At 42.5% G+C, this 14078-nt stretch carries 7 protein-coding genes; 1 reads left to right on the forward strand and 6 read right to left on the reverse strand.

Annotation, left to right across the window (positions count from 1 at the left end; all coding sequences use genetic code 11):
- Positions 1-124: 124 nt before the first annotated feature.
- The 6 genes from AC1DPZ_RS00200 to AC1DPZ_RS00225 all read right to left on the reverse strand — a co-directional run bounded on the left by AC1DPZ_RS00200 (position 125) and on the right by AC1DPZ_RS00225 (position 13027).
- Positions 125-748, reverse strand: a complete 624-nt coding sequence (locus AC1DPZ_RS00200; RefSeq protein ID WP_477400396.1) for a TetR/AcrR family transcriptional regulator — start codon at positions 746-748, stop codon at positions 125-127.
- Positions 749-1433: 685 nt separating this feature from the next.
- Positions 1434-2897, reverse strand: coding sequence for an alpha-L-fucosidase (locus AC1DPZ_RS00205; protein ID WP_477400398.1), 1464 nt, complete (start codon positions 2895-2897; stop codon positions 1434-1436).
- Positions 2898-2937: 40 nt separating this feature from the next.
- Positions 2938-6123, reverse strand: coding sequence for a beta-galactosidase, LacZ type (gene lacZ, locus AC1DPZ_RS00210; RefSeq protein ID WP_477400399.1), 3186 nt, complete (start codon positions 6121-6123; stop codon positions 2938-2940).
- 289 nt (positions 6124-6412) lie between these two features.
- Positions 6413-8065, reverse strand: a complete 1653-nt coding sequence (locus tag AC1DPZ_RS00215; protein WP_477400400.1) for a RagB/SusD family nutrient uptake outer membrane protein — start codon at positions 8063-8065, stop codon at positions 6413-6415.
- Between the two features lie 23 nt (positions 8066-8088).
- Entirely contained in the window at positions 8089-11502 is a 3414-nt protein-coding gene (locus AC1DPZ_RS00220; protein ID WP_477400401.1) for a SusC/RagA family TonB-linked outer membrane protein, read from the reverse strand.
- A gap of 361 nt (positions 11503-11863) precedes the next feature.
- Positions 11864-13027: a FecR domain-containing protein gene (locus tag AC1DPZ_RS00225; protein ID WP_477400403.1), complete on the reverse strand. Its 1164-nt coding sequence runs from the start codon at positions 13025-13027 to the stop codon at positions 11864-11866.
- Between the two features lie 206 nt (positions 13028-13233).
- On the opposite strand from AC1DPZ_RS00225, the gene AC1DPZ_RS00230 reads away from it, so the two are divergent.
- Entirely contained in the window at positions 13234-13872 is a 639-nt protein-coding gene (locus AC1DPZ_RS00230) for an RNA polymerase sigma factor (RefSeq protein ID WP_477400404.1), read from the forward strand.
- The last annotated feature ends 206 nt before the right edge of the window (positions 13873-14078 follow it).

Below are 14078 nucleotides of genomic sequence, written 5' to 3' on the forward strand. Positions count from 1 at the left end.
AATAAAATAATCGGTTATTTGGTTGATTAAAAATATTACCGGTAATGTTTGCCGCATTACCGGTTCTTTTTTTTGAGTGGGTGCTTATTTATCCATATTGTTCATTTAAAGTGAATATTTTTTTTTACGCTTCTTTATTTGCCGCCTGCAAACTTCTGATGCTAATCTGCTCATCGAGCGCAATGATTCCCTCGCTGGTGCAAATACCTCTTATAGCCAAAACAATGGTGTTCAGCAGCAGGTTGTAAGGCGATAAATTAAATTCTTTAAAATGCTCGGCACGCACAACAGCGGTATACAAAACAAAAATGCTTTCAAGCACTACTTCTGGGATAATATCCTTTCTGAAAAGCCGCTCCTCAATGCCGCGATTAATAACATTTAAAAACTCCGGCGTAAACCTTCCGCTGTTAGTCGCATTGCTCTTAGCTGCTAAATCCGGATAATAGTAATACAGGTCATGGAAAAAAATCTTGTTAACCCGGTATGAAACGTCAATAGATGTTAACCAGATATCAAAGAAGCGCGCTGCGGCGTTTTGAGCTACGTTTAATTTCCTGAAATCCTGATACTGCTGGCTAAAAAACAGCTCCAGGGCATCAGCTAAAAGTTCTTCTTTGTTTTTAAAATATTTATAAAATGTTTTAGTAGAAATACCAAGACCATCCACAATCTTTTGAATGGAGGTATCCCGGATTCCGGATTGCAGGAATTGCCGAAGTGAAACTTCAAGAATTTCGGTTTTCATACTATAATTGGTTGGAAAATATTTTGTGGATAATATTTTCCAACAAAGTAAATGGAAAATATTTATAAAAACAAATTTTCCATGAGCTTTATTTATACTAATTCAGGTTCATTTGAAAAATTTATTTACCAGAAGTCGCGTGTATCAAAACTCACCCGAAAATGCAATAGATTAATCATTTTAATATCATTGGGCCGGGTCATGTAATATTGGCTCAACAGTCTCCAAAAACTCAAATAAGTGTTCTAAGAATTTCCCTTTTTGGCTACTACAACAAGCTTAAGCCACTAACAAATTGATTTTTAGTGGCTTACTTGTTTTTTGTCTATAATGTTTTTCCTGTCCGGCTTTTCCCATACCAAAGTAACACTCTGTTAATCAGTTATTTGGATTGTTTTCCAGGTGTTCTAACCCCTTTTGGGCATTTGTTTCAAATACTCTTTAAATTTCCGGTACTAAATCTTTATCATTTTCATCATCATCTATTATAATTTCTACTATAAGTTGGGATCAGATCTACTCAGCACCAAAATCCATTTAGAATAGCACTTTCTGCCTGTGCATGATTGCAGAGGAAGCCTTTGAAAAAGATCGGAATTTTCGTGTATAATCGATAGAACAATCACCTATCCAACAATAAGTTGAGCGAACGAATTACTATTGAATATTCCCTCTGATCAGACCTTTATAGTAATGGCGGCTGCTTATAAACACCAAAAGTATGAATAGCTAAACAGGCTTTACCCGATGTAACCCGTAGTCTAATTCTTGATGCTGTTAACGGTTTAAATTTGATTAGCCATTTATAACCGATAGTCTGCTTGCCGGTTGCCTCGGGAATAGGAGTCCAATCTTTTCCATTAGATGAATAATCTACAGACCAACCGGTTGTGCGATGGCCCAGTTCAATAACCTCCTGCAACATCAATACATCAAATGTTTTCTTTTTGCCAAGGTTAAAAGTTATGGTATCCGTAGCTGCATTGTCGCTCGTTGCATAGTAGGTACTGTCGCTGTTATCTACCATATTAACCGGTTTATATTTTCCGCCCCGGGGATGAAGCGATGTGATGACAGCACCGGCAGCAAGATTTTTTTTAAACGTGCCATTGATCAGGCCATGTAAACCAGCGGCTCTTACAGAATCAATAGAAGAAACCAGCCCCCGTTTATCCGGTGGAAAATTTAATAACAACACACTATTATGGCCTACGGAACTGAAATAAAGATCCCACAAAGCGGCTACGCTTTTAACATGCGCATCTTCCTCCTGGTGATAAAACCAGCTTGGGCGGATAGATACATCAACCTCGGCCGGCACATATGCGGTACCGTCAACTTCGCCATGGTTTAATTGTGTGATGTGGGCGGCCTCTTCCCGGATAGAAACAGGGTTGATGGTTGACCAGCACGGATCCCCTGATAACCCCGATTCATTGCCCATCCAGCGGCAGTCGGCATACTTATACGAGTTCTTTGTTCCAAAAACAACACAATTGGGCTGTAATTTACGCACGGTATCGGCCCAGCGATCGTAAAAAGACGTCGTAATCTGGTCGGCACCGGCGCCATCCCACCATATTTCCCAAATGGGGCCGTAGTTTCTTAATAGCTCCGATAACTGGCTTGCATAATAATCGCTGTAATCGGGTGTTCCGTACCTGGAGTCGTGCCTGTCATGTGGCCCCAGGTAAATGGCTGCTTTTATCCCGGCTGTCTTACAGGCATCTGTAAATTCTTTTACGACGTCGCCTTTACCATTTTTCCACGGGCTGTTTTTGACCGAATAATTGGTATGCGCAGTTGGCCAGTTACAAAAACCATCGGCATGTTTGGCAACAAAAATAGCTGTTGTAATTCCGGCGCCTTTAAGTACGCCCGCCCACTCGTTACAATCTAATGCCGTTGGATTAAATAACTGGGGAGGTGCCGTGCCATCACCCTCATTAACGTTGGCAAACGTATTCATCCCGAAATGAAAGAAAGCTATTATTTCGCGATGGTACCATTCAATTTGCCTGGCATTGGGAACAGGGCCAACAGGCGTCGGGGCCGTTTGTGCGTTAACCGCCAATGGCATTAAAATGCACGTTATAGCGATTAATTCGAGTTGCTTTTTTATCAGTTTAATAATTTGTTCAAAATCCATATGGGTTGATAGTTAAGAATTGAATACTTTGTTCTGATTGTCACTTTACTGTATACCTGGCATATTCATCTGCGGCACCATCCATAGATGCATACGGCCTGATACTGAATGAAATACCCGCCGGGCTGGCCGGGATATAATATTGAGGCAGCGATATAGGCCCGCAGCTGGCATTACCTATGCCCAATTGTTTATAATCAAGGCTTAAAACGGTTTCTTTACGTGGCGTTAACTGGTACAAATGCTCTGCCTTCGCTAAGTCCTGGTCCGTGTAGTGAAGCGTGGTAAAATTCAGCTTACCATCTACAACTATCATTACACCATTATTTTCATCATCAGTTATTTTAAGCCAGTGTACATCTTCGCGGTTGCCCATTCCCTGCGGCCGTTCGTACGGTTCAAGCATCTCGTTTACCTTTTTTTGGTATTGCCCAAAATCTGCCGACTCCTTACGGTCCGAATAGTTTTCATGCGGGCCGCGGCCATACCATTCTACATGTTCCAGCCCTTCATTTAAAAATAGCCGCAGGCCCAGACGTGGTATGTCCAGGTCGTTTTTGCCGGGGTTGAACTTTGCATCTACATTGATAAACCCATTGCCATAAACCGTATAAACAATGGTGGTAGTTACTTTAAACCCCGAACGTGTTGTGGCATCGGTAACGGTGGTAACCTGCACATATTTACCGTCCGTTTTATTTACTTCAAAACTTTTAAGCTGGTATTGTAAACTATCGTAGCCAGCCTTCGTCCATTCAATGTAAGGGCCCCGTTCCTGCGTACGGTCGTTATCCATCCGGGCACGGTAAAGGTTAAACATGGGGCCGTTTTGAGCGTTACTGATAATGGTTTTACCTGCATAAGCCAGGGCCGAAATAGTTCCCGATTGTTTATCAAATGCCAATGTAAACGCCTTGCCCGTAATATTTAATTTTTGAGCACCATCTGTTACTTTCAGCCCCGGAAGCCTAGCCGCGTTTATTACCGGCGCTGCTGTTTGCCCAAAAGGCACAGCCATTTGCTGCCAGGCTACCACATGTCCCCGTTTTGCCCATAAATTATCTTCGTGAAGCTTAAAGGATACCGTCAGCCAGTATTGCGCACCTGCAAGCAGCGCCGTTTTTTGATACGGAATATCAATTACCGCCGTTTGCCCGCCCGGAAGGTTTAAAGCGGGTAATGTGCCAGATTGAACCACTTTGCCATCTGCAGCTAAAGCCCAGGTAAGATCAAACTTGTTGAGATTAATAAAGGCGTATTTATTGGTGACACTCACCTTGCCCTCCGCAAGATCTGTGGCCTTGATGGTTACATACTGGTATACCTTTTTTACTTCTTCTATTTCGGGCTTTACCTGCCGGTCCGAGGTTATCAAGCCTTTAATACTGAACGTGCCGTCATTGGGTTTATCGCCAAAATCGCCGCCATAGGCAAAAAAGGTTTTGCCGGTTGTATCGCCGGGGATGGCTTTGTTCACACCTTGGTCAACCCATTCCCAAATACAGCCGCCTATTAACCGCTTGTGCGATTCGATGGCATCCCAGTATTCTTTTAAATCGCCGATGGCATTGCCCATCGCATGCGCGTATTCGCACATAAAAAATGGTTTTGCCGATTGCTTCTCCCCTTCCTTAGTCAAATCGCCTATAGAAGGATACATGCTCGATTCGATATCGGCTATTTCGTTCTGTCCTTCGTAATGGATGGGGCGCGATTGATCAATCGCCAGTATGGCTGCCCGGCCAGCTGCAAAATTCTCCCCTCCCCATGATTCGTTCCCCATCGACCAGATGATTACCGAGGGGTGATTTTTATCCCGTTCCACCAGCCGTACTTCCCGGTCAACATAAGCAGGTTTCCATTTGGAATCTTTGGTCAGCTTATCTTCCATACCATGGGTTTCCAGGTTGGCTTCATCAATCACATATAAACCATATTCATCACACAGCTTATACCAGGCGGGATCATCCGGGTAGTGACAGGTACGTACCGTGTTAATATTGTATTGTTTCATCAATTCAATATCGCGCACCATAGTGGCCATTGGCACGGTTTTACCATATTTAGGGTGCACCTCGTGTCGGTTTACACCTTTAAGTAATATAGGTTTACCATTTACAAACAGGCGGCTGTCCTTTATTTCCACTTTACGGAAACCAAATTCAGATGCCAGGACTTCCTGTACAAGGCCTTTTTTATCCTTCCGGGTAAATACAACTTTATACAGGTTGGGTTCCTCGGCCGACCACAATAACGGGTGGCTGATATTACCTTCCAGCTGATAGTTCTTTTCTGAATTGCCAATCACCGAAGCTATGCGCTGCGTAATAAATGTTGTATTGTTTAACAATGTACCATCGGGCTGGTAGATAGCCACATCCAGGCTGCCGGCTGCGGCTTTTTTTCCATAATTGCGGAGAGCTGCCTTTACCGAAAATTTGGCTGAGGTAAAATCCGCCGATAAATCCGATTGCATAAGATAATCGCGCAGGTGCAGCTTTGGCGTGGCATATACAAACACGCTCCTGAAAATTCCGCTAAACCTGAACATATCCTGATCTTCCAGGTAGCTGCCATCGCTATACTTATATACTTCGACCGCTACCAGGTTTTTGCCCGGTTTTACATATTTGGTAATATCAAATTCGGCGGGGCTCATGCTGTTTTGGCTATAACCAACTTTTTGCCCGTTAACCCAGATGTAAAAAGCGCTTTGCACACCATTAAAATGTACAAACACCTGTTTGCCATCCCAGTTATCCGGTATATCAAAGCTGCGCCGGTACGAGCCTACGGGGTTTGGCTCCCTGCTTACTGTCCAATCCGTCGGTGCCGGGTTCATTACTTTTGGCGGGTTTGTTTTAAACGGATAGGTAATATTAGTGTAAATAGGCGTACCATAACCCTGCATTTCCATATTGCAAGGCACCGGGATGGTTTTCCAGGCTGCATCGTCAAATCCCTGCTGATAAAAGTTGACCGGCCTTTCCGAGGGTTGCTTCACCCAGTTGAATTTCCATTGCCCATCCAGCGTAAAATAATACGGCGATGCTTCGGCAACGTCTCTTAAAGCTTGTTCGGTACTGGCATAAGGTATATAGGTTACGTGGGTAGCCTCTTTATTGATGCCGAAAACCTGTTCATTCTCCCAATCGGGTGTTTGGCTGTATGCCAGGTTTAAACCGGTTAAAATGAAACAAAACGTCAGTAATTTTTTAAAATCCATTGGAATAAATAATGTTAATAATTTAGTTGTGTTTGCCTGTTAAAACCTCTTTGCTATCTCACCTTATTGCAAGACACGGCTTTTTGCACAAATTCGTAATGCCTTCCAAAACAAACTTTGATCTTGATATCATTCGCCTCAACAAATTCTGTATATCCAATCGGGCTTTGTTTATTATTGACCAATAAAAAACTCCAATTAAATTATTTCATAACCACAACCTTACCCGAAGCAAGTAAGGTTGTGGCTAAAAACTGATGTCACTTTTATAATAAATTATGACCTGTTATTACCATCCCGGATTTTGCTTCAGGTTAGGGTTCAGGGTTAGCTCCTGTATAGGTAAAGGATTTAAGTATAATTTATCGTTCCACGTACGTGTAATACCCGGGTAAACTTTAATATAATTATTACCGTCAACAACAATATTGCTTACCTGGTCTGTTGGGTATTGTGCCCTAAGGGCAGGCGTAAGTTTCATACCCAGCGCTGTTTCGGGGTTATTAATCAGCGTACCGGCGTGCCACCTGTGCAGATCATCAAAGCGAAAGCCCTCGGAACCTAATTCAACGCGTCGTTCCCTCCTTATTTCATCGATCAATACAGGTAATGCCGGAAAATCCGATTTAGGGTCTTTAACAAGGCTGGCAATGATCATGTGGGGCATGCCCACCCTGTCCCGCAATTTGTTAATGGTATTATCCAAAACTGTTTGTGTACAAAGGCCCAGTTCTGCTTTCGCCTCTGCTTCTATCAGCAATGTTTCGGCATACCTGAAAATAAACACATCAAATGTGGATTGACTGGCATTCCAGGCAGCCAGGCTTGATGAGCGGCCTTTTATAGGCTGATACCCGGTAGAAGTAACCGAAGTGCCGATACGCGGAAGTGTAATGATGTCCCCATTTAAAAAATCGAAGCCCCTGGTTGCAATTTGCTGTTTATAACGCGGGTCGCGGTTGGTGGCTTCGTCATCAGGAGTATTATCGCCCTTATACAACGAACTAAGCGAGGTTGGTTTACCATCGGTACATAAAAACGAGCGGGCAAAATCCTTGGTATACCCGTCGCCGGCCTCGCCCAGCTGCCTGTCGAAATTATTGGTTAATACGGTTGTAAGGTACCGCATAGGCATAATGGCTTCCGGGTTACCTTTTAACTCATCCTGGATAAACAGGTTATAATAATCCGTTTGCGGGTTCCCTGTACTATAAATATCAAACTGGCCCGAATCCATGAGCTGTTCTGCGGCATCGGTAGCCTGCTGCAGATAGACCGTTTCGTCACCTACTCCAAAATATTTGCGGTAAGTTCCTTCCCATAAACATGCCCTGGCCTTTAATGCAAGCGCCATATACTTATTCAGGCGGCCGTCCGGGGCATCTGCAGGCAGATGGGCTACAGCAAAGTTAAGATCCTTGAGTACCGAATCCATCACCTGCTTATGCGGCGTACGCGTTCCGTATAAAACACTTTTGGTGGTATCAACAATATATTTGTTGATGTAAGGTACATCGCCAAACCTTTTTACTTTGCCCCAAAAATCATTGGCCCTGAAAAACAGCGTTTCGCCTACATAAATGTTTTTGATATCATCGCTTATAGTCGCTTTTGAATAGTTGGCCAGGAAAAAATTGCAGGTACGGATAAAGCCAAAATTCCATCCGCCGCCTGTTGTAGGCACTGTTGATGTGCCTGCAAGATAGGAATTGATAGAGGCATTTGCCTTATCATCAGAATCGTCATCAGCATTCACAAAGTTTTGAACAGGCAGGGTTGAGTAATACTGATTGCAATAGATCTGCAAATCGGTTTCGTTTTTAAAGAAGTTTTGAGGGCTGATGTCGCTCAATGGATAACGGTTAAGAAAGCCATCTTTTTTGCATGATGCTAATACAATCACAGCAAAAAATGTCATGAATATAATATGCTTATTTTTCATCTTATTTAATGATTTAAATTAGTTTATAAAGTGGCCTGCAAGCCAAACGATACCGATTTATTGATAGGATATGTGCCAAAATTGCCGCCATTGCTCACAATTTCAGGGTCGTAACCTTTAAACATGGATGTTATGGTAAAAAGGTTGGCGCCGGTAACATATACCCTCACCTTATGCAGGCTTAGTTTGTTAATAAGCTGTGCCGGAAGCGAATAACCCAGGGTTATTTGTTTTACGCGGCAGTAAGCGGCATTTTGCAAATACATGGTTTGTGTTTGCTGGTTTCCCGAACCATTAAACCTCGGCCGCGAAAAATAGGCATTTGGATTTTGCGGCGTCCAGTAGTCAGTTGCATATCCATAGGGGATATTCCACTCATTACCTTTAAATCCGTAAAAAACGTAGTCGTTAGGTACAAAATCGCTTTTTAAGATCCCCTGGAAAAAAGCAGCGAAATCAAAGTTCTTGTATGCAAGATTTAAATTAACACCAAACCGATAGCGTGGGGTAGTATTGCCTATGATTTTTTGATCGCCCGGGTTTGTTACCGTATTGCTGCCGTAACTAATCTTTCCATCATTATTCAGGTCGGCATATTTAATATCACCGGCAAGCCAGGTATACCCTGCAAGCGCACTGTTATCAACTTTTGTAGCATCGGCATCGGTTTTATAGAAGCCATCGCTTACAAAGCCCCAGATATTGCCAAGTTTCTGGCCCGGATAATAATCGCCTATACTTAATGTTGGGTTAAGGTCGTACCTGGTTATAGTGCTCCTGGAATCAGACAGGCCAAGGCTAACGCTGTAGAATAACTGCTTATCAAACATGCGATCCTTCCAGCTTACGCTTAATTCCCAGCCTTTTGTTCTTAGGTCGGCAGCATTTCTTAACGGCGCCCCAGTACCTAAAACTGCCGGCAATTGCTGCCCGGCAACCAGCATATCTTTAGTATCGGTAATAAAATAGTCGAAGCTTCCGCTTAGCTTACTGTTTAAAAAAGTATAATCTAACCCTATATTTTTGGTTCTAACTTTTTCCCAGGTAAGCGTAGTGCTTATAAGGCCGGGAGCGCTAACGGTAACACCCGGCTGGGTATTAAATAAATACCCAACTGTACCCGCGCTTTGTGTAGCTATATAAGGGTATTGTGCTGATGAGGATACACCGCTTGATGCCTGCTGGTTAGGTAACTGGCCGTAGGAGGCCCTTAGTTTTAATTCGTTAATGGTATTTTTAAGCCCGTCCATAAAGCCCTCTTCGGCTATGTTCCAGCCGGCCGAAACTGATGGCGAGAAAGCATACCGGTGATTGGCCGGAAAACGGGATGTGCCATCGTACCTGCCGTTTACTTCTAACAGGTACTTTTTGTCGTAAATGTAGTTTAACCTGAAAAACGTGCCGATCAACGCTGATTGGGTTTCTGCGCCGCCTACACTGGGTTTCGTATCGTTATTGGTACCAATTGCCGGCAATGTTGGGTCTATCAGGTTCCTTGCAGTGGCATTGCTCAGTACATAGTGAAAATACTCCTGGTTATATCCTGCAAGAGCTTTAAAATAGTTTTTTGTACCGAAGGTATTTTCATACGTAGCAAAGGCATTAAAAGCATTATAATTATCATTATGCCGGTATTCAGATACCCTTGAAGGGTTGGTATGCGGAAATATATTTAAAAAAGCACCGTCGACACCATATTCGTTAAAAGGGATAACCTGTTCCCTGTCAAACGCGGTATAGCTGTTCCAGGTATAATCTGTGGTAATTGTAAGGTGCTTAACCGGGTTTAATATAATGCGGCCGGTTGTCCAGAAATCATTTTCGGAGTTGATATCCCTCCCGTTTTGCTTTATAACCGCAACCGGGTTGGTATAGTTACCCTGACCCGAGAAATTTCCGTCAGGATTATAAACGGGCATTAAAGGGCGCAGGTCATTAGGGATCCATGCGCCGCCCTGGTTAGACTGGTTGGTATAGGCGCTTTGGTTATTATCAGTATGCGTCATCGACATATTGAAATTGAACGTGAGCCATTTAGTAATATCCGATACTAATTTTAAGCTTGGCGTATACCTTTTATACACCTGGTTGGCAACTTTTTCTAAGCCATCCTGCGTAAAGTACCCCATATTGGCCGAATAGGTTGTTTTTCCCTCGCCGCCGGATACCGATAAATAATGCTGCTGCTGAGGCGCCCAGCCCGGGTATAATACCTTGATCCAATCGGTATTGCCTACATATCGGTATCGCTGCGGGTTGCCTGGGTCCACGTATGCCGAAGGGTTATGGGCAGGATCATTAAAATAAGCCATGATATTAATGGAATCCTGGGCGGTAAAAGGATCGTTGGATGTATAGCCGCCACTTTTCGCACCTGATCTTTGGGCGGCGTTAAACATATTCAGATAATCTTTTGAATTGATATAATCGGGTATCTTGGTTGGCCGCGATGAAGTGTAGGAACCTGAGTAAGTGATTTGCGTAGCACCTTTTTTGCCGGTTTTGGTGGTAATCAGGACTACACCAAAAGCCGCCCGGCCGCCGTAAATAGCCGCCGAAGCTGCGTCTTTCAATACCGATACATTCGCCACATCATTAGGATCTATCAGGTTAGGGTCACGTTGTACGCCATCAACCAATATCAGCGGATTTGGACTCCCGCTTATAGTTGTATATCCCCTTACGTTATAACTGGCGCCTGTGCCAGGCTGTCCGTTGTTAAGGTTAACATTTAAGTTGGGAATTAATCCGTTCAAACCATCTCCAAGGTTAACTATCGGCCGGCTTTCCAGCTTATCGGCGCCAACGCTGGCAACCGCCCCGGTTAAATTCACCTTTTTTTGCGTACCGTATCCTACCACCACCAATTCATTTAATGAGTTGGTAAGAGCGGTCATTCTGACTTCAATATTCGATTGTGAACCAATTACAATCTCCCTGGTTTGAAAACCTATGAAAGAAATAACAAGTACATCGCCAGGTTTAGCATCAATTGAAAATTGTCCCTCAGCATTGGTGACAGTACCCTTTTTGGCATCTTTTAATATTACAGATGCTCCGGGTAATGGCGCACCTTTGTCATCTGTAACTGTTCCACTGATCTTTTGAACAGCAATAACCGGCATTTCACTTTGTGATTGCTCTGCTTCTTTTAAAACGATGGTTTTTTTGAGTATTTTATAACTAACCTGAATGCTATTAAAACACAGATCGAGAACATTAGCAACTGTTTGCTTTTCTACGTTGATATTTAAAGTTTTCGATTTAAGAACATCAAGGTTATCGTAGTATACAAAATGATATCCTGTCTGGGTTTCTATTAATGATAAAACCTTGTCTACAGACACATTCTTTTCATGAAGAGTAATTAGCTGACCAAAGCTTTTTGCACTTACTTGTGCAAATGCTATAATCAATATGACAATCGTTAGCTTCATAATTAGAAAAATTTGGGGCATAGTGCGCCATGACGCTTCCGCGCACTTTAAATTAATTTTCATAATTTTGGTTAATTGGGTTAAACGTTAGATTTAATTTGGTTACTTCTGATGATTGGATACCCAGATATTAGCCGGGAAAGTGTTACAGCACTTCCCGGTTTTTATTTATACAGGCCAACCGTGGAATAAGGACATTGCACTGATAGGCTATACATAATCACTAAGGGTATCAGTTTTTAGGTGGTTCTTCGTAGTTCTTTCTCCATAATTAGTTTTTAAGTGAATAATTGGTTGTTTATTAAATCCGTTACTATATCAGATATTCAATAGATTGGCCTTCCCATGAGCCAGCCTTTATCTAATTAGCGATAATGATATTTTTTCCTTCTATCCGATATTTAATACCACCAAATTGTAGTACTCCCAACAACTCTGAAATATCCGCTGCGCGCGACATCCTTCCGTTAAGCTTTCTTTTAGGAACGTTTCCTTCGTATTTAACATTTATATCATACCAGCGTGAAGCATTCGCCATAACCTGCTCGATGCTCGCCTTTTTAAAAACAAACAATCCATTCTTCCATGCAACCTCCGTTTCAGTATCTACGTCTTTAATTATTGACAGTTGGCCATTGTCCGTTAATACAGCTTGTTCTCCTGGCTTTAGTTTACCGGTTGCAGTTTTGCCTTTTATTCTCACTGAACCTTCCAACAGCGTTGTTTTAGTTTCCTGATCATCGTCATATGCCGATATATTAAAGTGTGTACCTAATACCTGCACCTCAGATTTGGATGTTTTCACAATAAATGGCATAGCCGGATTATGACTTACTTCAAAATAACCTTGTCCGGTGAGTTGGACTTTACGCTGTTTGCCGGTAAAAGCCGTTGGAAATGTGATTGAAGAAGCCGCGTCCAGCCACACCTTGGTACCGTCTGCTAAAATCAATGGATAGGGAGACTGTTCGCCCTTAGCTGTGGATAAGATATTATAACTAACTGTCTCTTCCTTATCAGTGTTACTGTAGCTAATATCATTGTCCCTCGCCTGAATAACCGTCCCGCCCTGTACTGCCAATTGCCCTTTCAATCCTTTAGCCAAAACGATCTTTTGGCCATTGGCCAGAGTTAGCGTTGCCCGATTTTGTCCCGGGGCAATAACTTGTATATGATTTTGCACTAATTGTACCGATGTATGCTTCTTGTGCAACGCAAAATAACCGCCAAATCCTAATAATACTACGATGGAAGCGGCAGCAGCAATGCGCGGCCATAAAGATGATTTGCGTTCCATCCGGATATGTGGCAATAAGGCTGCATATATTTCTTTCTCCTTCTGTCGCAGGTCAGGTAAGGCAGGGTCAATCTGGGTTGCCTCTTTATGCAGTTCTGCTTCGATCAGCATAAGCAAATCGGTTTCATTGTCGGCATTGCTAAATTGTGCCAATAAAGCTTCGATTTCTGCTGTCGTGCATTCGTTTCGAATAAAGCGTTTCCATAAATCCCGTTGACTTCCATCCATAATTCAAGCGTTTATTGTGATAATACGTCAATCGAAAAAAAAACAATGAATCAAAAGGCGAACAATCTTCAATTATTTTATAATATACTGATAATCAACGATAAAAATTCATAAAAAACAAAGTATTTTTATTGTACTGAACCCGTTAGTAGTTGAGAAATAACCGATTATTGTTACATTAGTAAATTCTTTAGACAATTGGCAGCGTGAAATTATTTGAGGATACGGAACTACAGTACTTGTTGGCACGACTCCACAACAATGATGAACGCGCCTTTAACAAACTGTACAGTACCTGCTTCCGTCCAATCTATCGCCGCATCTTTTCCCTGGTTAAAGATGAAGCTATAGCCGATGAACTCGTTCAAGACCTTTTTCTTAAATTATGGCAAAAAAGGGAAGATATCTATCTCCAACAATCTTTTGAAGCCTACCTGTTTACTATTGCACAGCATCTGGTTTACGATCATTTCCGCCGGCTCGCCAAAGACAAGCGACTGGCTGCCAGATTACTGCTGAACGCCACAGATTTTTACCTGCATTCAGACATCCTGCTGGAAACCAAAGAAAGCCGTGAACTTCTGCAAAAAGCCATTGACCAATTATCGCCACAGCGTCGCGAGGTTTTCACCCGCTGCAAGATCGAAGGCAAAACCTACGAAGAAACCGGTTTGGAATTGGGTATCTCCGTACCAACCGTCAACAGCCACATGACCCAATCGATGAAACTCGTGCGAGAATACCTACTTAAAAACAAAGACATAGTTCTTGTCTTCTTGTTGTTCTGCTATTCCCTGTACAGCATAATCTCCGACCCTGGCAACTTATTGCATGTACTACGCTGATCAACTGGTAGAAACATCAGTCGTCGTTGAAACCTTGTTTTCATTTTTCAAAATTGGTTCAACAGTCTCCAAAAACTCAAATAAGTGTTCTAAGAATTTCCCTTTGGGGCTACTAAATAAGTTTAAACCTCTAACAATTTAATTGTTAGAGGTTTACTTATTTTTTAGCTATGGTGTTTTTTCTGTCCGGCTTTTCCAGTGACCAA

This window comes from Mucilaginibacter sp. P4_G9 (assembly GCF_056400985.1).

Excerpts from the sequence above, each read along its gene's own strand:
- AC1DPZ_RS00205 (WP_477400398.1), bottom strand. The coding sequence starts at position 2,897 with ATGGATTTTGAACAAATTATTAAACTGATAAAAAAGCAACTCGAATTA.
- lacZ (WP_477400399.1), bottom strand. The coding sequence starts at position 6,123 with ATGGATTTTAAAAAATTACTGACGTTTTGTTTCATTTTAACCGGTTTA.
- AC1DPZ_RS00225 (WP_477400403.1), bottom strand. The coding sequence starts at position 13,027 with ATGGATGGAAGTCAACGGGATTTATGGAAACGCTTTATTCGAAACGAA.
- AC1DPZ_RS00220 (WP_477400401.1), bottom strand. The coding sequence starts at position 11,502 with ATGAAGCTAACGATTGTCATATTGATTATAGCATTTGCACAAGTAAGT.
- AC1DPZ_RS00200 (WP_477400396.1), bottom strand. The coding sequence starts at position 748 with ATGAAAACCGAAATTCTTGAAGTTTCACTTCGGCAATTCCTGCAATCC.
- AC1DPZ_RS00215 (WP_477400400.1), bottom strand. The coding sequence starts at position 8,065 with ATGAAAAATAAGCATATTATATTCATGACATTTTTTGCTGTGATTGTA.